Source organism: Hydrogenophaga intermedia (assembly GCF_023715105.1).
Lineage (GTDB): Bacteria > Pseudomonadota > Gammaproteobacteria > Burkholderiales > Burkholderiaceae_C > Hydrogenophaga > Hydrogenophaga intermedia_A.
In genome coordinates this window covers 14,755-34,432 of sequence record NZ_JAMBNO010000003.1, presented here as the reverse complement: position 1 = coordinate 34,432, position 19,678 = coordinate 14,755, and the positions used below count along the sequence as shown (strand labels likewise).

The 19,678-nt window shown below is 63.2% G+C and carries 17 protein-coding genes; 13 read left to right on the top strand and 4 right to left on the bottom strand.

All coding sequences use genetic code 11. From position 1 onward, the window contains the following. Positions 1-11: 11 nt before the first annotated feature. The 9 genes from M3149_RS03465 (at position 12) to M3149_RS03425 (ending at position 10,753) form a co-directional block, all read left to right on the top strand. Complete coding sequence (locus M3149_RS03465; protein WP_251707948.1) at positions 12-1,169, top strand: acyl-CoA dehydrogenase family protein; 1,158 nt, start codon at positions 12-14, stop codon at positions 1,167-1,169. Between the two features lie 42 nt (positions 1,170-1,211). Continuing rightward, the gene (locus M3149_RS03460) at positions 1,212-2,402 is read left to right on the top strand and encodes a CaiB/BaiF CoA transferase family protein (RefSeq protein ID WP_251707947.1); all 1,191 of its coding nucleotides are present in this window, start codon (positions 1,212-1,214) and stop codon (positions 2,400-2,402) included. A 235-nt stretch (positions 2,403-2,637) separates the two neighbouring features. Next, positions 2,638-3,438 (top strand): ABC transporter ATP-binding protein, encoded by an 801-nt coding sequence (locus M3149_RS03455; protein WP_251707946.1) that lies wholly within the window; start codon positions 2,638-2,640, stop codon positions 3,436-3,438. Continuing rightward, a complete protein-coding gene (locus M3149_RS03450) occupies positions 3,428-5,371 on the top strand; it encodes an AMP-dependent synthetase/ligase (protein ID WP_251707945.1) in 1,944 nt (647 codons plus the stop codon). Before M3149_RS03455 ends, M3149_RS03450 begins: the two co-directional genes overlap by 11 nt. Before the next feature lie 2 nt (positions 5,372-5,373). Continuing rightward, positions 5,374-6,261 carry a branched-chain amino acid ABC transporter permease gene (locus M3149_RS03445; protein ID WP_251707944.1) on the top strand — a complete coding sequence of 296 codons (888 nt, stop codon included), beginning with the start codon at positions 5,374-5,376 and terminating at the stop codon, positions 6,259-6,261. A gap of 4 nt (positions 6,262-6,265) precedes the next feature. Further along, complete coding sequence (locus M3149_RS03440) at positions 6,266-7,339, top strand: branched-chain amino acid ABC transporter permease (RefSeq protein WP_251707943.1); 1,074 nt, start codon at positions 6,266-6,268, stop codon at positions 7,337-7,339. Positions 7,340-7,381: 42 nt separating this feature from the next. Next, positions 7,382-8,626, top strand: a complete 1,245-nt coding sequence (locus M3149_RS03435; RefSeq protein WP_251707942.1) for an ABC transporter substrate-binding protein — start codon at positions 7,382-7,384, stop codon at positions 8,624-8,626. Between the two features lie 64 nt (positions 8,627-8,690). Continuing rightward, entirely contained in the window at positions 8,691-9,932 is a 1,242-nt protein-coding gene (locus tag M3149_RS03430; RefSeq protein WP_251707941.1) for an ABC transporter substrate-binding protein, read from the top strand. Between the two features lie 26 nt (positions 9,933-9,958). Continuing rightward, positions 9,959-10,753 carry an ABC transporter ATP-binding protein gene (locus M3149_RS03425; protein ID WP_251707940.1) on the top strand — a complete coding sequence of 265 codons (795 nt, stop codon included), beginning with the start codon at positions 9,959-9,961 and terminating at the stop codon, positions 10,751-10,753. Between the two features lie 170 nt (positions 10,754-10,923). Here M3149_RS03425 and M3149_RS03420 read toward each other — a convergent pair whose 3' ends face one another. Beyond that, positions 10,924-11,862, bottom strand: a complete 939-nt coding sequence (locus M3149_RS03420; protein ID WP_251707939.1) for an AraC family transcriptional regulator — start codon at positions 11,860-11,862, stop codon at positions 10,924-10,926. Positions 11,863-12,056: 194 nt separating this feature from the next. Here M3149_RS03420 and M3149_RS03415 point away from each other — a divergent pair, with 194 nt between their 5' ends. Continuing rightward, entirely contained in the window at positions 12,057-14,300 is a 2,244-nt protein-coding gene (locus tag M3149_RS03415; RefSeq protein ID WP_251707938.1) for a fatty acid desaturase, read from the top strand. Between the two features lie 82 nt (positions 14,301-14,382). On the opposite strand, the gene M3149_RS03410 is transcribed toward M3149_RS03415, so the two are convergent. The 3 genes from M3149_RS03410 to M3149_RS03400 form a co-directional block, all read right to left on the bottom strand. Beyond that, positions 14,383-15,144 carry an enoyl-CoA hydratase/isomerase family protein gene (locus tag M3149_RS03410; protein ID WP_251707937.1) on the bottom strand — a complete coding sequence of 254 codons (762 nt, stop codon included), beginning with the start codon at positions 15,142-15,144 and terminating at the stop codon, positions 14,383-14,385. A gap of 132 nt (positions 15,145-15,276) precedes the next feature. Continuing rightward, positions 15,277-15,702: a Zn-ribbon domain-containing OB-fold protein gene (locus M3149_RS03405; RefSeq protein ID WP_251707936.1), complete on the bottom strand. Its 426-nt coding sequence runs from the start codon at positions 15,700-15,702 to the stop codon at positions 15,277-15,279. After that, positions 15,699-16,904 carry a thiolase C-terminal domain-containing protein gene (locus tag M3149_RS03400; RefSeq protein ID WP_251707935.1) on the bottom strand — a complete coding sequence of 402 codons (1,206 nt, stop codon included), beginning with the start codon at positions 16,902-16,904 and terminating at the stop codon, positions 15,699-15,701. Before M3149_RS03400 ends, M3149_RS03405 begins: the two co-directional genes overlap by 4 nt. 516 nt (positions 16,905-17,420) lie before the next feature. Here M3149_RS03400 and M3149_RS03395 point away from each other — a divergent pair. The 3 genes from M3149_RS03395 to M3149_RS03385 all read left to right on the top strand — a co-directional run bounded on the left by M3149_RS03395 (position 17,421) and on the right by M3149_RS03385 (position 19,428). After that, the gene (locus tag M3149_RS03395) at positions 17,421-18,062 is read left to right on the top strand and encodes a hypothetical protein (protein ID WP_251707934.1); all 642 of its coding nucleotides are present in this window, start codon (positions 17,421-17,423) and stop codon (positions 18,060-18,062) included. A 323-nt stretch (positions 18,063-18,385) separates the two neighbouring features. Further along, entirely contained in the window at positions 18,386-18,616 is a 231-nt protein-coding gene (locus M3149_RS03390; RefSeq protein ID WP_251707933.1) for a hypothetical protein, read from the top strand. Positions 18,617-18,954: 338 nt separating this feature from the next. Beyond that, positions 18,955-19,428, top strand: a complete 474-nt coding sequence (locus tag M3149_RS03385) for a hypothetical protein (RefSeq protein WP_251707932.1) — start codon at positions 18,955-18,957, stop codon at positions 19,426-19,428. Positions 19,429-19,678 lie beyond the last annotated feature (250 nt).

Sequence of the window (19,678 nt, the reverse complement as noted above, 5' to 3'; positions counted from 1 at the left end):
AGCTGGATCCCATGGACTTTGAATTGAGTGAAGAACAACGGACGATCGCGGAGACGACACGCCGTTTCGTCGAAAGGGAGATGCCGCGCCAGCAGGTCCTCCAGTGGGTCCGCGACAAGGTGGAGCCGCCGCAGGAGCTGTTCATGAAGCTGGGCAGGATGGGCTACTACGGCTTCCTGCTGCCCGAACCCTACAGCGGGCTGGAAAAGCCGGATCCCATGGGCATGCTGGCCTTCGTGGAGCAGTTCGCGGGCGCCTCGGCGGCGATCACCACCGCCTGGGGCCGGGCGGCGGTGATCCTGGCGCCGATGGTCGCCAGGTTCGGCACCCAGGCGCAGAAAGACAGGGTGCTGCCCAAGGTGATGGCCGGCGAAGTGTTCATGGCGCTGGGCCTTACGGAGCCGGGTTCGGGATCGGACGCAGCCTCGCTGCGCACCTCCGCCGTCAGGCGCGCCGACGGACACTGGGTCATCAACGGCGAGAAGCTGTATTGCTCACAGGCGAAATCCGCCGGGTTCCTGATCCTGGCTGCACGGACGGATCCGCACGCCGTCAAGCAGGAAGGCATCTCGACGTTCCTCGTTCCCGACCCAGGCAGCAACCCGGCCATCGAACTGACACGAATCGAAACCATGGGCCTGGGGCCGGTGCCGACGTTTTCAGCCCACTTCCGCGACCTCGTGCTGCCGCCCGACGCACTGATCGGGCCCGAGAACAAGGGCTGGCAGTGCGTGCTGGGCGGGCTGGACAACGAACGGCTGTACCACGGCGCAATCGGCGTCGGGGCCTCGCAGGCCATCATTGATGAAGTCGTGGGCTACGTGAAGCAGCGCGTGCAGTTCGGGAAGCCGCTGGGCAAACTGCAGTCTGTGCGGCACAAGATCGTCGACATGCAGCTGCGCACCGACGCGGCGCGGCTGCTGGTGTACCGCGGCGCGAGCGTGCTCGAGAAGACCGGCGCCTGCCACAACGAGGCCTCGTTCGCCAAGATCGCCGGCGCCGAGTGCTACATGCACTGCGCCCATGCCGGGCTGCACTTGCTGGGCGGCTACGGCTACACCGTCGACTCCGGTCTTCCCATGCACTTCCAGGACGCCAAGCTGTTCGAGATCGGCGGGGGCGCCATGGAAGTTCAGCGCGACATCATCGCGCGCGGCATGGGGCTGTAGGAGACCCGGACCTGACTGCGATCCCGACAAGGCCACTGTCCAATGATCGACATCCTCAGAGGCATCACAGTTCTCGATCTCACGCAGAACATTGCAGGTCCATTCTGCTCCCAGCTGCTGGGCGACTTCGGCGCCGATGTGATCAAGGTCGAACGTCCTGCGGGCGGCGATGATGCACGCAAGTGGCAAACGCCGTCCAGCCATGGCATCGGCACCGCCTTTCTAGCGGTCAACCGCAACAAGCGGAGCGTTGGCATCGACATCGCTACGCCGGAGGGCCTGGCGGTGGTGCGCCGCCTCGCCGACAAGGTGGACGTGCTGGTGCATTCCGTGCGGCCCGGCAGCCTGGAGGCTCGCGGCCTGGGCTGTGAGGACCTGCAGGCGTCCAATCCCCGCCTCGTCTATTGCGCATTGAGCGCCTTCGGGGACAAAGGGCCGCTGGCGCGCGAACCTGGCTACGATCCGCTGATACAGGCGTTCACCGGCATCATGAGCGTGACCGGCCACCCCGACCGTCCGCCGGCCCGTGCAGGGGTTTCGGTGATCGACATGGGCACGGGGATGTGGGCGTTCATCGGCATCCTCGCGGCCCTGTACCAGCGCAAGGACACTGGCCGGGGCGCGCGCGTGTCGACAAGCCTGATGGAAACCGGCGTCAACTGGATGTCGCTCTTCCTGAGCCACTACCTCGGCGCGGGATTCATCGGCCAGCGCATGGGGGACGTGACGCCGATGACCGCACCGTACGAAGCTTTCGACGCGAGCGACGGGCCCGTTCTCATCACCGCCGGCAACGACCGGCTGTTTGCCGCGCTTTGCAACGCACTCGGCCTTCCGGAACTGCCGCACGATCCGCGCTTCTCCACCAACGAAGAGCGTGTCGCTAACCGGCCGGCCCTCCATGCCCTGCTTGCGCAACGCATCTCCCCGCTGACCGCCGCCGAGTGCGTGGCGCTGCTGCGGGCGGCGGGCGCGCCTTGCTCGACGATCAACTCGGTGGATGCCGTGGCCGCCGACGAACAGGTGGCAGCGATGGGCATGATCCGGCCGCTGCCGGCGCCACACCTGCCCGATCTGCGTACCGTCGACCTGCCGGTCGCGATCGACGGCGCGAAAGCAAGCCTGCGCCACGCGCCGCCACTGCTGGGAGCGGACACCGACGGAGTTCTTCAATGGGCGGGGTACACCGGTGCAGAGGTGGCCGCCATGAAGGAAAGCCGGGCGATCGGCTGACGCTGCGCCGGACGCTCGGTGTCGCGGGTTCCTAGGGTCCCTCCTAGGGATCGCACCCTTGACATGCCAACCTAATATCTGTTCGAATTCAGCGCACTCGAATGACCCTCATCCTCCCCACGCGCCGCGCCGCGCGCGCCACACGGAGCCGCACTGGACACGCTCACAAGACCCCGCCAAAAATGATCGCTTCACCTAACGTTAGACAGGCCAGGTTTCCCGCCTGCGTCGGTCCATGAGCGTCCTTCCGCAGCCAGGTTCAGCCGTGCTCGAGTGCCGGGGCCTCGAACGCCGCTTCGGCGGCCTCGTTGCCGTCACCGGCGTTGACCTTCGGGTGGAGCGGGGCGAAATTTTCGGTCTGGTTGGCCCCAATGGCAGCGGCAAGACGACATTGGTCAATGCCGTGACCGGGTTCTATCCGCCACAGAAGGGCAGCATTCTCCTCAACGGCAGGGATATCACGGGCATGAGGCCGCACAACGTGGCCCGGCAACAGGTGGCCCGCACATTCCAGAACCTGGCGCTGTTCAATGGCATGTCGGTGCTCGACAATATCCTGCTCGGCCGCCACGTCCATCTCAAGCCGGGTGTCCTCAAGACCGCGCTGTACTGGTGGCTGAGCCAGCCCCAGGAGATCTCTCACCGGAGGTTTTGCGAGGAGACGATCGAATTCCTGCAGCTCCAGGGAGTACGAGACGAGCCTGTGGAGACCCTGCCCATCGGATTGAAGAAGCGCGTCGAGCTGGCCCGGGCGCTGGTGGCCGAGCCGCTGTTCCTGATCCTCGACGAGCCGATGGCGGGCATGAACCAGGAGGAGAAGGAGTACATGGCACGCTTCGTTCTCGACGCCCGCGACGAACGTGGCATTACCGTGCTCCTGATCGAGCACCACATGGATGTGGTGGTCGGCATCTGCGACCGGATCATGGCCTTGAACTATGGTGAAGTGATTGGCACGGGCCTGCCGCGCGACGTGGTCGCCAATCCCCGGGTCATCGAAGCCTACCTCGGAAAGGCGCACCAGCATGCAGCGTGAGGACCTCGCCATTGCGGCTGCCAGCGCGCGGCAGTGGGACCTGAGCCCCGACACCACCCTCACGCGTCTGCTGGCACTGAATGCCCGCAGCCACGGCAGGCAGATTGCCATGCGCGAGAAGGCGCTCGGCATCTGGCAGGAATTCACCTGGGGGGAGGTACTTGACGAGGTGCTGGCCATTGCCGCAGCTCTCGAACAGCTCGGCTTTGCGGCCGGGGATTCGATGCTGGTGCTCGGCGATAACCGCGTCCGCCTGTATATGGGGATGCTGGCTGCAGGCGCCCTTGGGGGCTACGCGATGCCTGTCTACCCCGACGCCACGCCCGATGAGGTGCTGCATTTTGCGAGTGAGGCAATGGCGCGCTTCGCACTGGCCGAAGACCAGGAGCAGGTGGACAAGTTGCTCGAGCTGCGCGAAAACGCGCCCACGCTACGGCACATCGTCTATGACGACCCGCGCGGTCTGAACCACTACAAGGTGGAGGGTCTGGAATCCTGGGAGGAACTGCGCAAGGCCGGCGCCGCACGGCTTGGCGCCGACCCTGCGCTGCGCGATGCGCTGATCAGCCGCGCGATCCCGGAGGGTCCCGCGGTGTTCGTGCACTCATCGGGCACGACGGGCAAGCCCAAGGGCGTGGTGCTGCAGCAGCGCAACGTGCTGGCCGGCGTGCGCAACGCTTTCCAGGGTCAGGTGTTCGGCTGGGAGGAGCACATCCTGGCCTACCTGCCCATGGCCTGGATTGGCGACTTCGCGGTCACCATGGCCGCCGGCATCGCGCTGCGCTTCACCATCAACATCCCCGAGCGGTCGGAGACGGTGCTGCGCAACCTGCGCGAAATCGCCCCGACGCTCTACCTGGCGGCGCCGCGCAGCTGGGACAACATGCTGACGACGATCCGCGTCCGCATGGAAGATTCGACCCCCCTGAAGAAGCGGATCTTCGACCACTTCATCAACGTCGGGGTCACGGTCGAACGGTTGAAGCTGGAGCGCAAGGAGCCCTCGACGATGCAGCGGCTTCAATGCAGGCTTGGCGACATGCTCGTGTTCGGCCCTCTCAAGGACCAGCTGGGCCTCAGCCGCATGCGGGTGGCGCTGACCGGCGGCGAAGCGATGGGCGAAGACACATTTCTGTTCTACCGTGCCCTGGGCATCAACCTGCGCCAGCTTTACGGGCAGACCGAGAGCAGCGCCTTCAACGCGGTACAGGCCGCCAACGAAGTCCGCCTGCACACCGTGGGCCGGCCGCTGCCGGGCGTCGAGGCGAAGATCGCCGACAACGGCGAGATCCTGCTGCGCTCCGAAAGCGTCTTCAGCGGCTACTTCCAGAACGAGGAAGCGACTCGCAGCACCCTCGTCGACGGCTGGCTGCACAGCGGCGACGCGGGGTATATCGAGCCTGACGGCCATCTGGTCGTGCTCGGCCGCGTGGCCGAGGTCGTGCACACCGCCAAGGGCGAGCGTTTCATCCCGAACTACATCGAGAACCGCCTCAAGTTCAGCCCTTATGTGAAGGACGTGGCCGTGCTCGGCGCCGGCCGAGATTACCTCTGCGCCATGGTATGCATCGACGGGGAAGCGGTGGGCCACTGGGCGGAAGTGCGAGGCATTCCTTACATCAGCTACGCAGACCTGTCGCAGAAGCCGGAGGTCTATGAACTGGTCCTGGCCGCAGTGCGGCGCGTCAACGAAGCCCTGCCGGAGGCTCTGCGCCTGCGGCGTTTCGTCAACCTGCACAAGGAATTTGATCCTGATGATGGTGAAATCACCCGTACGCGCAAGCTTCGGCGCAACGTCGTCGAGGACAGGTACTCCGTCGTCATCGATGCGCTGTACGGCAGTGCGGAGACTGTCGTGATGAAAGCGCAGATCACGTACGACACGGGCGACACCGGCACGATCGAGCGTACTTTGGCCATCAGGAGTCTTTGACCATGGATTGGGCTCTCTTCCTGGAATTGGCCATCAACGGTGCGCTGGCGGGACTGATGTATTCCTTGGTGGCACTCGGCATCGTGCTGATCTACAAGTCGTCTTCGGTGCCGAACCTGGCACAGGGCGCGTTGGCGATGCTCGGCGCCTATGTGGTCCTGGCCGTGTTTGAAGCGACGAAGATGCCCGTGTGGGTTGCGCTACCGGTCGCCATGGTGATCATGTTCGGCATCGGGATGGGGATCGAGCGCGTCGCCCTGCGCCGCCTCGCGGGCCGGCCACTGGTGATGATCCTGATGATGACGCTGGCGCTGGACATCTTTCTTCGCGCCGGCGCACTCACCGCCTGGGGCGGCACGAACCGCGTTCTCCCTCTGCCCATCTCTTCGGATCCGCTGTTCGTGGGCAGGGTCCTCATCAACCGCAGCTATGTGGCCGGCGCCGTCGTCGCGCTCCTGCTGTTCGGACTTTTCGTGTTGTTCTTCAGGACGCGAATGGGCATCGTGCTGCGTGCGATCTCCGACGACTACACGGCCTCCTGGTCCGTCGGAATTTCTGTCGAGCGTGGTGTCGCCATTTCCTGGGCCATGTCGGCGGTGGTCGCCACGTTGGCCGGTGCGCTGTGGGGGTCCATCCAGGGCGTGGATCAGTCGCTTTCTTCGCTGCTGCTGATGGGGATTGCAGTGGCGGTGCTCGGCGGTCTTGACAGCATCGGCGGGGCGGTGCTTGCGGGCGTGCTGCTCGGAGCCTTCCAGGGCCTCGCCTCCGGTTATCTCGATCGTCTTGTGGGGGGAGGCAGTCGTGAACTGGTTGTCGCGGCCACCTTGGTGCTGACCATCCTCATCCGCCCGCACGGGCTGTTCGGTCGAGAAGACATCCAGAGGATCTGACGCCATGTTCTACCGCCAAGCCGGCATTCACCACACGACGTACCGCGGCGATCGCGCCCTCTTCCCGATTCCATTCGAGCGTTGGCAGATCGCGGTATTGCTCGCGATCGCGCTCGCCGTACCTGCCGTGGTCGGCCCGCTCTACATGAAGAGCTATGTCTTGCCCTGGCTCATATGGACGGCAGCTGCCCTGGGCCTGAACCTCATCCTGGGCTGGGCCGGCCAGTTCCACTTCGGATACGCCGCCATCATGGGGATCGGGGCCTATACGGCGGTGCACGCCACGCTCAACGGAATTCCCTTCGAGATCGCGCTCGTGCTCGCCGGCCTGATGTCCACTGCCATTGGCTGCGCGTTCGCCATCACCGCGCTGCGGGTCCGCGGCCTCTATCTGGCGCTCAGCACGCTGGCCTTGCAGTTCGTGATGGACTGGGTGATCAACAAGGTGCCCGCTGTCAGCGGCGGCACGCAGGCAACGATCCAGGCGCCGCAGATGCGGCTGCTCGGAAACCCGGTCGACTCCGACGCTACGCTGTATTACGTTGCGCTGGTGTGGTGCGTCCTCGTGACCATTTTCATGCTCAATCTTCGCCGAACGGGACTGGGTCGGGCGCTGGTCGCCGTGCGCGAGAAGGACTTCGCCGCTGCCGTCATCGGGGTCAACAGCTTTTATTACAAGCTGGTCGCATTCGCGATGTCCTCGTTCATCGGCGGCGTCAGCGGAGCGATCCTCGTCTTCTGCTTCTACAGGGCGGTCACACCGGAGCAATTCGCGGTGAACGTCTCCATCCAGGTGCTCGCCATGGTGATCGTCGGCGGTCTGGGGAGCATCATCGGCTGCTACTTCGGTGTGGCGTTCATCCTGCTGCTGCCGGGCATCATGGCCAACCTGATCTTCGCTGCCGCACAGGCGGCCGAGTTGAGGATCGGCGTCGAGCTGCTGGCGCACATCCCCGCGCTGCTGTACGGCGTCTTGATCATCGGCTTCCTGCTGTTCGAGCCGCTGGGGCTGGCCAAGATCTACAGCAACGCGCGCAATTACTTCATGTTCTGGCCGTTCGGCTACGCCAGGAAGTAGCCTGCCCACTCTCTCCCCTCCACACATTCAAAGGAGACTTCCATGTTCCGTAAGCTGAGAACCCTGCTGGGCGCCGCTGCGTTGGCACTGGCGCTGCCAGCGGCACACGCGGCCGACCCGATCCGCTTCGGGCTTTGCTACGACCTGACGAAGGCCTATACCTTCATCACGCCGCAGGTCGCGCAGGCGGCGAAAGACTATGCCGCACTCCTGAACATGCGCGGCGGCATCGAGGGCCACCCCATCGAGCTCATCGTGCAGGACCACGGCAACGAGCCGCAGCGCGGAATCGAATGCTATGAGCGTGTCAAGGGCCAGGCAGTGACGGTGGACCTCTTGTCCACACCCGTGTCGCGTGCCGTGCTGCCTCGCGCCATGAAAGACGGCAACGTGATGCTGCAGGCGCTCGTCGGCCGCGGCGACGCCATCGACGGCGAAGTGTTCAAGTGGGTCTTCCCGCTCGGGCCGACCTACTGGGGCCAGGCCGCAAACATCGTGTCGCACTTCAAGAAGCAGTCCGGCGGGAACCTCAAGGGCAAGAAGATCGCGTTCCTCTACATCGATTATCCGTTCGGCCAGGAGCCGATCCCCGTGATGAAGGAACTGCAGAAGCGCGAAGGCTTCGAGCTCGAGCTGTTCCCCTACCCGCTGCCGGGCAACGACCAGTCGTCGGCCTGGTCCCAGATGCGCCGCTTCCAACCCGATCTGATCGTGCACTGGGCGTTTTCGGGGATGCACGCCGTGGCGGCGAAGGAAGCCAAGCGCAACGGGATCCCGCTGGACCGGATGATCACCGTCAACTGGTTCAACGACGTGGACCTGAACAACATCGGCCACGACGCCGCCAAGGGCATTCGCCGGGTGACAACCGTGCAAAGCGGTGTCAGCCATCCCATTGTGCAGGACATCCTGAAAGAGCTGTATGACAAGGGCAAGGGAAGCGGCGACCGCAAATTGGTCTCTGACATCTACTACACCACCGGCCTGGCAATCTACGCGTCCGTGTTCGAAGCCGCACGCCTGGCCCTGAAGACCGACAAGGCGCCGCTGACGGCGGAGAAGATGCGCAAAGGCCTTGAGCGCCTGAAAAACTTCGACGCGAACGGCCTGATGCCGCCCCTGACCGTCACGGCGAAGGACCACGGCGGCGGCGGCAAGACCCGCATCGAGATGTGGGACGGCACCAAGTGGGTGGCCCAGAGCGACTGGTCCGCCGACTATACGGATCTCGTCTGGAGCATCGTCAAGCAGCACTCGTCGGAATTCGCCAAGTCCGCCGGCAAGTAGCGCGTCGAAAGCGCGGTTGCACCGATCTCGAAGGTCGGCAGCGTTTAATTTATGGAGACTCCCAATGCGTGCCCTTCTGACTCGAGTTCTTCCCTTTGCTGCGGCCCTCGCCTCTTTCGGCGCCCATGCAGCCGATCCGGTGAAGTTCGGCTTGTGCTATGACCTGACGAAGATCTACGTCGCCGCAGTGCCGCAGGTGGCTCAGGCCGTCAAGGACTATGCCGAACTTCTGAACCAGCGCGGCGGCATCGAAGGTCACCCCATCGAGGTCATCGTACAGGACCACGGCAACGAACCGCAGCGCGGCATCGATTGCTACGAACGCCTCAAGCGGGAAGGCGTGATGGTGTTCGACTTCTTCTCGACGCCGGTTTCCCGGGCCGTCCTCCCGCGCATCGTGCAGGACGGAAACATCATGGTGCAGCCGCTGACAGGCCGCGGGGACGCGGTCGATGGCGAGGTGTTCAAGAATGTCTTTCCCCTCGCGCCCACCTACTGGGGTCAGGCAGCCAACATCATCAGCTACTTCAAGAGGCAGGCGGGCGGGAAGCTTGATGGCAAGAAGGTTGCCTACCTGTACCTCGACACGCCGTTCGGCCGCGAGCCGATGCCCGTCCTCGAAGCCCTCAAGCGCATCGAACGCTTCGACCTGCAGACCTTTCCCTTCCCGGTACCGGGCAACGACCAGAGCGCCGCATTCGCGCAGATCCGCCGCTTCCAGCCGGATTGGGTGGTTCTATGGTCCTTCTCGCCGTTGAATCCGATCACGTTCCGCGAGATGCAGCGCAATGGCATCCCCCTGGAAAAGCTCGTCACCGTCAACTGGATCAATGAAGTCGACATCAACAACTTCGGAGCGGCTGCAGCCAAGGGACTGAAGCGCTCTGCCGTGGTCAGCGGCGGGGCGGACCACCCCCTGGTGCGCGACATCCTCCGCGAGCTGTACGACAAGGGCAAGGGCAACGGCGACCGCAAGCTGGTGGCTGACTCGTACTACAACACCGGACTGGCCGTGTATTCGTCGGTGTTCGAAGGAGTGCGGCTCGCCATCAAATCGCAGGGCTGGCCGCTGACGCCGCAGAAGATCCGGCAAGGCATGTACCAGATCAAGAACTACGACGCGAAGGGCTTCATGGCGCCGATTACCGTGACCCCGAAAGACCACGGCGGCGGCGGCAAGACGCGCATCGACATGTGGGATGGCGCCAAGTGGGTGCCACAGACCGACTGGTTCGCTGACTACACGGGACTGGTGGGTACGCTGGTGAAAGCCAATTCAGCTGATTTCGCCAAGGCGAACAAGTAGATGCCGATCTGCGCGGACAAGGCACCATGACCCACGCCCTGGTACTCAACAACATCGAGGTCATCTACGACCACGTCTTCCTGGCAATCAAGGGCGTGTCGATCGAAGTGCCGCAAGGGGGCATGGTGGCCTTGCTCGGCGCCAACGGCGCCGGCAAGAGCACGACCCTCAAGGCCATCAGCGGGCTTCTGAAGTCGGAGCACGGGGAGATCACGCGCGGCGACGTGAAATTCCTGGGCCAGGACATCTCCAGCTTGCCGCCGCAGGACCGCGTGAAGCTCGGCATCGCGCAGGTGCTTGAAGGACGAAGGGTGTTCGAGCACCTGACGCCGGACGAGAACCTTGTCGCGGCATCGGCCGTGCACGGCGACAGGGCCGCGATGTCCCGCAACCGGGACCGCGTCTACACCTACTTTCCGCGGCTCAAGCAACGTCGCTCGGCGCAGGCGGGCTATCTCTCCGGTGGCGAGCAGCAGATGCTGGCGATCGGCAGGGCACTGATGACCCAACCCAAGCTGCTGATGCTCGACGAGCCCAGCCTGGGCTTGGCGCCGCTTATCGTGGCGGAGATCTTCGAGATCATCCGCCGCATCAACCGCGACGAGGGCATGTCGATCCTGCTCGTCGAGCAGAATGCCATTGCGGCACTGGACGTGGTCTCGCACGGGTACCTGATCGAGAACGGGCGTGTCGTCATGCACGACAAGGCTGATGTCATGAAGACCAACCCGGACATCCGCGAAGCCTACCTCGGCGGAGCCGAAGGCCGGGACTTCAAGGAAATCAAGCACTACCGGCGTCGCAAGCGGTGGCTGGCCTGAGGCCTGCGACCTGAAGCCCGGGCGTGGTGCGACGCGCGCCCACTGACTTCGCGCCACTCGCAACCGCCAAATGGTCGACGTGAAGTCGCGGGCGCCGGAGTTCTTGCCAGCTCGTAATGGGCGTGGTTGAACATTGCCGGCTCATTCATCGCGTTCGAGGCGCAGTGGCCCTATGCCGGTAGGTCCCTGCCCAATATGCGAGTGGGCGGGACTCCTTCCCACCGCCTGAAAGCGCGCCGGAAATTGGCGACGTCCGAGTATCCGAGAGCGTGGGCAATTTCCTGAACGGTGAGCTGTCGGGTGCGCAAGTACTCGACTGCGAGCAGATGCCGCACCTGCTCCAGGATCTGCTGGTAAGTCGTGCCTTCGGCGACCAGACGACGGTGGAGCGTACGGGGCGTCACGTGCAGCAGACGGGCCGTAGCGCTCAACGATGGGAAGCCGTGCTGATGCTCGATAAGGAGTCGCCGCACGCGCGCGCTTACCGGATGGCCAGAATCGAACTTGTCGAAATCACGCTGGCACAAAGCTTCAGCGGCTTGAAACGCCGCAGAGTCGGCTGTGTTCAGGGTCTGGTCGACGCGATCCAGAGGCAGCAGGAATCCAACCCATGGCATTCCGTAGCGCACTTCACAGTTGAACAGGCTGCGCGCGAACGGAGCGTACCCCGGGGGCGCGAAGTCCAACGTCACCGAGTCCACCCGACAGGTGCCGATCGCGACGAAATCAATGATGCCCTTGGTCGCGAGCAGGACGGCTTCGAGAACGGCATGCCGGACTTCGCCTAGAGGAACTGTTTCCTTGAACTGGAAGCGGAGCTGCGTATCCAGCGTGTCCTGGTACGCGGCAATGATTGGAACGCGCGTACCGACGTATCGCTCAAGAACGCCGATGAGCTGACGGACAGAGCCGCTGCTCATTGCGGCAAGGCCGAGGCTGCCATGAGCGTTCGCGGTGAGGCGTTGACCAACCAGCAAGCCGAGAGCGGGCTCTCGCGTCACCAGCATCGCGTCCGAAATGAGGCGACGAAAAGCCGACAAGCTCATCTGCACAGACGACTCATCGAGGCTGCTGGCGCCCAGCCCGCTGCGACGCAGCCAATGCGCCACGTCCCCTCCGCTGGCAGACACGCAATCGGCCACGACTCGCAGGTAGTGCGCCGGCAGGACGAGGCGACCGGAATTGGGCGGCTCCCCAGAGCTCATTTTGTCAACGAATGACCTCAACGTGTCGAAAGATGACCTCCCGCACGTAACTCCTCCGCTTGAGAATCGACTCGTGCAACAAACATCGGAGATCGTCCGTGCGATCTACAACTGTCAACATTGCGCACCCACTGACCGCGTATGTCAACTCGCAGCGCATCACGGTGCGCGACAAGGAAACCCTTTTGGAGGCGGCACTTCGTGAAGGTGTCCAGATCCCTTACTCCTGTCGCGTAGGCGGATGTGGCTCCTGCAAGTGCCGGCTTGTGGAGGGGCGCGTCAAACAGCTGACCGATACCAGCTACCTGCTTACGGACGAAGAGCTCGGCATGGGTGTCATTCTCGCGTGCCGGAGCGTACCGCGAACGGACGGTCGTGTGGAAGTAGAGTTAGAGCCAGATCAGCCGGGCAGGATGACCGGCACTATCGTGGAACAGCGTCGGCTCACTGCGGATATCTGCTGGCTGGGCGTCCGGCTTGATGAAGGCCTGGAGTTTCGAGCCGGGCAATACGCGCGACTGAGCCTGCGGTCGCTGCCTGGGGTTTACCGGAACTACTCGTTCGCCTCGGCACCTCGAGTAAGCCGGCAGGTGGACTTCTTCGTGCGCAAAGTGCCAGGCGGTACCTTCTCATCGCGAGTGAACGACCAGAATGTCGTTGGGGAGCGCGTAGAGCTTACCGCGCCGTTGGGAGATTTCCATCTCCGCGAGGCAGAGGGCCCGTTGCTGTTCCTGGCCGGCGGCAGCGGCTTGGCACCCGTCCTGTCGATGCTCCACGACGCTCTTCATCGCGGCGTCTCCCAGCCGGTGACACTGCTGTTCGGTGCTCGCCGGGCGCAGGACCTGTACCATACTGACGAGATCGCATCGATCGCGCGACAGTGGCCGGCATCTTTCCACTTCATTCCGGTGGTGGCCGAGGTTTCCAAGGACGAGCAGTGGCTCGGGCGCCGGGGTCCGGTCACCGAAGCCATTCCTACGGTGATTCATCCCGCCACCCAGGCATACCTGTGCGGCCCGCCCGGAATGGTTGATGCTGCCTCCGACGTGCTTCGCAAGCGTGGTGTCCCCCGTGAGCATATCCATGCCGATCGCTTCACGACGCTGCGGGAAGCAGCAACGGAGTGCGAACCAGCGCCAGACGCAGTCCGTAGCGGCCCTGGTACTGCGAGGCGCAACGCGAGTGCCGCCGACTATTTGAAGTACTCCCTCTTCCACCTTGTCGCCTTGCTTGCAACGGCCGCACTGCTGAGCGGAGGTCCGTGGATCACTGCGGGACTTGCGGCAATAGTGGCGCTGTACGTGGCTGGCGACGCACTGGCGGGAGACGACACTTCGACCCCTGCCTTCAGGTATCCCGGCGTTCTTACCGCGCAGCTGTGGCTTGCGCTTCCCTTGCTCGCGTTGGTGGTCTTCAGCGCAGTATGGGGAGCAAGCCCGGGAGATCCCCTCGGGTTTGGCGATTGGCTGACGAGGCTCTCCGGCCATGACTTCCTGCTCGCCAAGGAAAGCACCGGGTGGGGCCACCACCTTTCTGCGGTCCTCCTCACGGGACTGATGATTGGCATGGTGGGAACCATTCCCGGGCACGAACTGACGCATCGCACCTGGGACCGCGTATCGATGCTGGTCGGCCGCTGGCTGCTGGCCTTCAGCTTCGACACCAGCTTTTCCATCGAACATGTTTACGGACACCACCGTTATGTCGCGACGGAAGCGGACCCCGCCACCGCCCCCCGCGGTCGCAACGTCTACTTTCATATCTTTGCTTCAACCATCAAGGGAAACGTCAGTGCCTGGAAAATCGAGGCTGACAGCTTGAGGCGCCGCGGCCAAAAGGCGTGGAGCTGGCACAATCGGGCGCTTCGTGGCTATCTCATGAGCGCGGTGCTTGTCACCGCAGCCGCTGCGCTCGGCGGCTGGAGCGCGGCTTTGTTCTTCGTGCTGTGCGGCCTCTGGGGCAAGGCCTTGCTGGAGATCGTCAACTACATGGAGCACTATGGGCTGGTGCGAGACCCGACTACGCCCGTGGAGCCAAGGCACTCCTGGAACACGAACCGGAGAGTCAGTTCATGGTCCATGTTCAACCTGACCCGCCACTCGCACCATCATGCGCAGGGGGAAGTGGCCTATCAGGATCTACGACCGTTTCCGGACGCACCGATGATGATCGGCGGCTATCTCACGACCATCCTGATAGCCATGATTCCGCCGCTCTGGCACCGGCTGATGACGCCCAGGGTGCTGCAATGGGATCGGGTTTACGCCACCGAAAGGGAGCGGCAACTCGCCGCCCGTGCGAACCGCCGCAGCGGGCTCCCCGCACTCGCAGTGACTGCGTAATCTCTTGGTGAGGGGCCAGACATTTCGCGGCTGGCCCTACGCTATGCGTCTCAGAACGCGGCGGCAAGGACGGGACTGGTCTTCACTTGAACTGGGGCTTCCGCTTGCTGCGAAAGGCGGCCACGCCCTCCTTCACGTCCTCGGTCTGGAACAAGAAGGGGAATGCGTCAATGGCGTAGCGCATGTCATCACCGCCGAGCCCGCGGTTGAAGAAGGACTTGGCCATCTGCACCGCCATCTGCGGCTTGCTCGCGATTCTCTCGGCGAACGCAACCGCCTCCTCAAGGAGGTTGTCATGCGCCACCATGCGCAAGGCAATACCCAATCGCACAGCCTCGCTTGCATCGATCGGTTCTCCCAGCATGCTCAACTCCTTCGCCTTCGGACGACCGACGATCTCGTGAAGGCGAAGCAGCGCGAACCCGGGAAGCAGCCCGAGCTGTATCTCCGGCACACCGAATCGAGCGCGTTCCGACGCAAGGATGAAGTCACACGCTATGGCGAGTTCAAAACCCCCGCCGAATGCGATGCCGTTGACTGCCGCTATCAGTGGCTTGCGACAGCGCTCGGGCGCCTCCAGCACCGGAAGCACGTCGGAAATGAAACTGCGCGCCTGCTCAGGAGTTGCGGGAAAGGTGCCAATGTCGGCGCCAGCGCAGAAGGCCTTCTCGCCCCGCCCCGTGAGAATGCCGACGCGGATGTCATCGTCGGCCTGGAGTCTCCGGAGGCTTTCCGTTACGCCCTCACGGATGCCAAGGGAGATGGCGTTGAGTTTGGCGGGTTCGTCGAGCGTGACGATCGCGATACGGCCCCTCTTCTCGAATTCGACACTGCCGATGCGCATAACTGCTCCTATGGTCTGGGCGCGTCACCGCCGGATCAATGACACAACGCCGGTGGGATGGTGATAGGGGACGGATCGGAACTGCGGAAGATGATGCTCAGCAGGACGCGCCCCGACGTTCTCTTGTCGGACTCAAGCCGGCTTGAAGCGCGGTAGCACCACTTCTTCGCTGACCCTTTCGCAGACCAGTTCCACCGGCATGTCGAATTCCACTGCCATGGGGTCGCCATCCACCAGGGAACTGATCATTCGTGGCCCTTCGGCGAGCTCGACCAGCAGCACGGCATAGGGTGTTTCGTGCTTGAATGCAGGGCCCGGGGCGCGGTGGACCACGCTGAACGAATGCACGAGACCTCGCCCGCTCGCCGCCCGGTGCTCGAGAGCGTCGCTGCCGCAGCGACGGCAAATCGCCTGCTGATAGAGCTGTACGTGGCCGCAGTTTGCGCAGTACTGCAACAGAAGTCGGCCATCCTTCAGACCTTGCCAATAGGCCCGCGAGTCCGGGTCGGGCGCCGGCAATGGCTTCACATGGGCTTCATGCGGTTCGATGCGCCTCACAGCGTGGCTCCTGTGCCGAGAATCGTCGTTGCCTGCGTCGCGAAGCCGGCGCCGAGGCTGTGCACCAGTCCGAGTTCGGCACCCTCGACTTGACGCGGCCCGCACTGCCCCCGCAACTGCTGCGTCACTTCGAGAAAGTGCAGCAGGGATCCCGGCATGCCTGGATGCGCGAAGGACAGCAGCCCGCCATGGGTGTTGCAGGGAATGCTGCCGCCGTAGGTGATCTGCCGGTCGTCGACGAAGCGCCCGCCTTCGCCCTTTGGACAGAAGCCCAGATCTTCCAACATCATGATCACGGTGCCGGTGAAGCAGTCGTAGACGCCAGCGACATCGATGTCCTTCGGCGAGCACCCCGCCATGGCGTACGCCTTCGCACTCGATTGGACTGCACCGGTCGTGGTCAGCGACGGCATCAGGAAGATGTGCTCGTGTGTGTAGCACTCGCCGGCACCCAGGATGTAGACGGGTTTCGCCTTGAAATCACCGACACGATCGGCCGAACTCACCAAGAATGCCACGGCGCCGTCCGATATCAACGAACAGTCCAGCTTGTGATACGGCGTCGTCACCCAGCCGGAGTTGAGCACATCGTCCACGGTGATGGGCGTCGTCATCTGAGCGCCGGGCGTGTTGATGGCGTGCTCGCGGTGAATCACGGCAACCTTGGCAAGTTGCTCCGGAGTTGTGCCGAAGTCCTTCATGTGCCGATGCGCCGTCATTGCGAAGGTGTTGGCCACCGGGATGCCAAACGGCATTTCGTACTGCTGGTCTCGGCTCTCGGTCATCGAACGCAGGGCGAGGTCAGGCGATAAGCCTGTGAGCAGGCTGTCGGACCCAATCACGAGGATGGTGTTGGCCAGCCCGCCGGCAATGGCGGCGGCGGCGATGTTCAACATCGTTGCCGCGGTGGCGCCAGATACTTGAAGCGTGTTCGAAAACGTGGGAACGATCCCGAAATACTCGCTGAAGGCGACGCTGAAACGATGAAACGGGGCCGCGAAGGCCGCGCTGGAGAGCACTCCGTCGACCTGCGACCGATCGATGCCGGCATCCTGCAATGCGGCATTCGCTGCGTGGGCGGCCAACGCCAACACGCTCTTGTCCGGCACGCGCCCCACCTCCGACCGGCCCGCGCCGACAATGGCTGCTTGGCCTCGGATACTACGTCGCCGTCCGGCTGCGCCGGGGGAAAGATCTTCCATGTTCACCTCAAACGCTCAATGTATTATAGCCTAACAAGCGTTCGGTTTGCTACCCAGCGCTGGGCAGCGAGGCAAGCGGGTCACTCCTTGGACCTCAGCCAGACCCGGACTCCGGCCGGCTCTACTCGGCCTGCGCTGTGGTCGGCTTCGTCTTTTTGCTGCGTCCGGGAGGGCTATCACATGACTTCCTCGCTCGTGTACGGTCTTCCGAGCGCCCCCGGGTTGAGCGCAGGATCCCACTCAACCCAGGGTGACCGCGGCCCCCTGAACGGTTCTACCGGCGGTCAACCACGCCGCACCACAGTTCGACTCCATTGACTCACGCGCCCCCCGCGACTTGCTGGTTGGTGTCGCGATGGCTTCCCGTCTCCCGGAACCGCGACATAACCTATTGACGGTTCACAACTAGGCGTATGGTCTGCCGCGCGCGAACAGTCATCGGCATGCGTTGCACCCGTGTGATCACCTGAAGGCTAAAACTTCGACCTACATGAAGCTCCAATCCTCGGAGCCCCTATGTACCCTATCGAAATTGAAGTCGTCAGCCTTGGCCAAGCGGAGCACCGCTACCACAGTGAGTTCCCCATCCGGGATTTCCACGACATCCTCCTGAAGGAGCATGCCGCGGTGTCTTCCCATGCAAACGTCACGCTTCGCCATGGCTTCGGTTATGCCGAGCGCCGGGAATCCACATTCATATTCCTGCGCGACACGCTGCTGCCGGAGGTGCCATCGCTCGCAAGAAATCACTTCAGCGTCCGAAACGACCACTCCGCCGACCTGATGGAGAACGACACCTATCTGGAGTTCTTCGGCGACCATGTCCGGGTTCGGGTGCGAGCTGACTCGCTGGGCAGCTTCACCCAACCCGACGAGATGAGCAGCGTCGCGTTCGATATCGTCTTCGTTTGCGGGCCCCTCGTATTTATCAGTACCCACAGGCCCAGCGCGGAGCGCGCCGAGCTCATCACGGCCGACCTTCAGGGCTGCAGCATGGGTGCGGGCTGCAACTACAACCCACACCGGCTCTGGACTGAAGAGCAATTGATGACCGCGAAGCAACGGCGGCGAGCACCTCCGCACGGTCTCATTACGGCGCTTGCGTTCGAACCCGCTCACGATTGGCGCGCTATTTTGGGGTTTCCTTGCTACGCATAGGAACATCCTTTGCGTCGCCACGTTCCAAACTCACCGGACGCTAAGCAGGACATCAGAATCAGGACCGCGGTTCTACTTCCAGGTCTGAGGTCGGTTCGACGGCTCCATTCCCGTCGAAATCATGCATGTCGTGAGGAGTGTGCCGGCCTGGCCTTGGACATGCTTCATGGCCTGGAGGGTGCTTGCGCGGACCCGGCAGACATGGGCAGGGGCCATTTCGTCATGTCACCGGGGACTCTGTCGGTCATGCGACTTGACACGGCCGACATCATTCGCGGCGCCGTGCAAGCCGTCAACACCGTTCCTGGAGAACTCGCGCCGGAATGCGAGTCCAGTTCGGCGAGTACGACGTGAGCATGGTGAGGGCCTGTGTTGATGCCGCCATGGGCATGGTGCACGAACTGAAGCTTGCCACGTGGCCCGAAGGAAGCGAGGTGCCCGCCACGTCCGTCCTCGCCATGGCGACCATGTCCGACGTCCGCTATTTAACCGCGCCGGAAGTCGCGGCCCTGCATGACCATGTGGATTCGGCTCGCAATCGAAAACGTGCATAGCGGAATCCCTGAGCAGTTGCGGCGTGGATCACCCAGCTGCAACTGCATTGCCTCCCAGCCACGGGGAAGTTGCTGCGTCTACGCAACGAGAGAATTTGTTCTCCGGCCGCTTGTCAAGCAGAACAACCAAATCGGTAGCGATTCGCTAGACGTGCGAATGGCCGCCGCCTAAGATTGCGATTCGCAAAAACGAAAAAGCATGAATGTCCCGATCCCGAAAGAGGAACAAGTGAAAAGACCTCGAGAGCTGCCAGCAGGCAGCGTGGAACATGGCAGGGCTGCCTTATTTGATCAAGCCCATTTCAACCGGAAGTGGGCCATCCCTCAAGAGGAGCCCTATGTTTGTGCCATGTCCAAGAGAGTACCTCCGCCTCACCGAACGACTGTTTGAGGCCGGCGCCTGCCGTCCCCCCGTTCCTGCTTCCTATCGGTCCTGGCAACTGCCCGACCAGCTCAAGGCGGACATCACCGTCGGCCGTGCGGAAGTCGTGCTCGCGAGCGCCCGCGCGCAAATGGCGCTGAAGTACCGCACGTTGCCAATGACGCGTATCTGGATGAGGAACGAGTTCTTCGTTACTCCGGATACGAGCATTGCATCGGTGCTTTGCGGCGACTGCGAGCTTCCTGCGCTGGATTCCCGCTATCCCGAACTCCGCGCCTTCTTCGAAGAGTTGGCGTCGATGAATGGTGTCGAGCGATTCGCGCTCGGCGACTTGCTAGAGGAAGCCTGGTACCGGTGGATTCCCTCCGGCTCCTGCTTGCCTGACGTGTTCGCCGCCTACGGCATGCCTTTCGACTGCACGAGCGACTGACGCTCCTGCTGCTGCGGGTGCGCATTTTGCGCACCCGATGCCTCAATCCAACTTCTGCCGTGCCCACGCGTTGATGCGGGGCGGGATCGACACGCCTCCTGCGAAGGAAGTGCGTTCGATCGTGGCAAAACACAAGGTAAAGAATGAACTCGATTCAGATGAACATGAACCTCACGTCCGAGTCTTCCGCTTCGAAGAAGTACCTGGTGGCGTATGCACTGGGCCGCAGCACGCTCTACTGGCTGGAAGC

Coding starts and splice junctions, on each gene's coding strand:
- M3149_RS03465 (WP_251707948.1), top strand. CDS start 12: ATGGACTTTGAATTGAGTGAAGAACAACGGACGATCGCGGAGACGACA.
- M3149_RS03460 (WP_251707947.1), top strand. CDS start 1,212: ATGATCGACATCCTCAGAGGCATCACAGTTCTCGATCTCACGCAGAAC.
- M3149_RS03455 (WP_251707946.1), top strand. CDS start 2,638: ATGAGCGTCCTTCCGCAGCCAGGTTCAGCCGTGCTCGAGTGCCGGGGC.
- M3149_RS03450 (WP_251707945.1), top strand. CDS start 3,428: ATGCAGCGTGAGGACCTCGCCATTGCGGCTGCCAGCGCGCGGCAGTGG.
- M3149_RS03445 (WP_251707944.1), top strand. CDS start 5,374: ATGGATTGGGCTCTCTTCCTGGAATTGGCCATCAACGGTGCGCTGGCG.
- M3149_RS03440 (WP_251707943.1), top strand. CDS start 6,266: ATGTTCTACCGCCAAGCCGGCATTCACCACACGACGTACCGCGGCGAT.
- M3149_RS03435 (WP_251707942.1), top strand. CDS start 7,382: ATGTTCCGTAAGCTGAGAACCCTGCTGGGCGCCGCTGCGTTGGCACTG.
- M3149_RS03430 (WP_251707941.1), top strand. CDS start 8,691: ATGCGTGCCCTTCTGACTCGAGTTCTTCCCTTTGCTGCGGCCCTCGCC.
- M3149_RS03425 (WP_251707940.1), top strand. CDS start 9,959: ATGACCCACGCCCTGGTACTCAACAACATCGAGGTCATCTACGACCAC.
- M3149_RS03410 (WP_251707937.1), bottom strand. CDS start 15,144: ATGCGCATCGGCAGTGTCGAATTCGAGAAGAGGGGCCGTATCGCGATC.
- M3149_RS03400 (WP_251707935.1), bottom strand. CDS start 16,904: ATGGAAGATCTTTCCCCCGGCGCAGCCGGACGGCGACGTAGTATCCGA.
- M3149_RS03395 (WP_251707934.1), top strand. CDS start 17,421: ATGTACCCTATCGAAATTGAAGTCGTCAGCCTTGGCCAAGCGGAGCAC.
- M3149_RS03390 (WP_251707933.1), top strand. CDS start 18,386: ATGCGAGTCCAGTTCGGCGAGTACGACGTGAGCATGGTGAGGGCCTGT.
- M3149_RS03385 (WP_251707932.1), top strand. CDS start 18,955: ATGTTTGTGCCATGTCCAAGAGAGTACCTCCGCCTCACCGAACGACTG.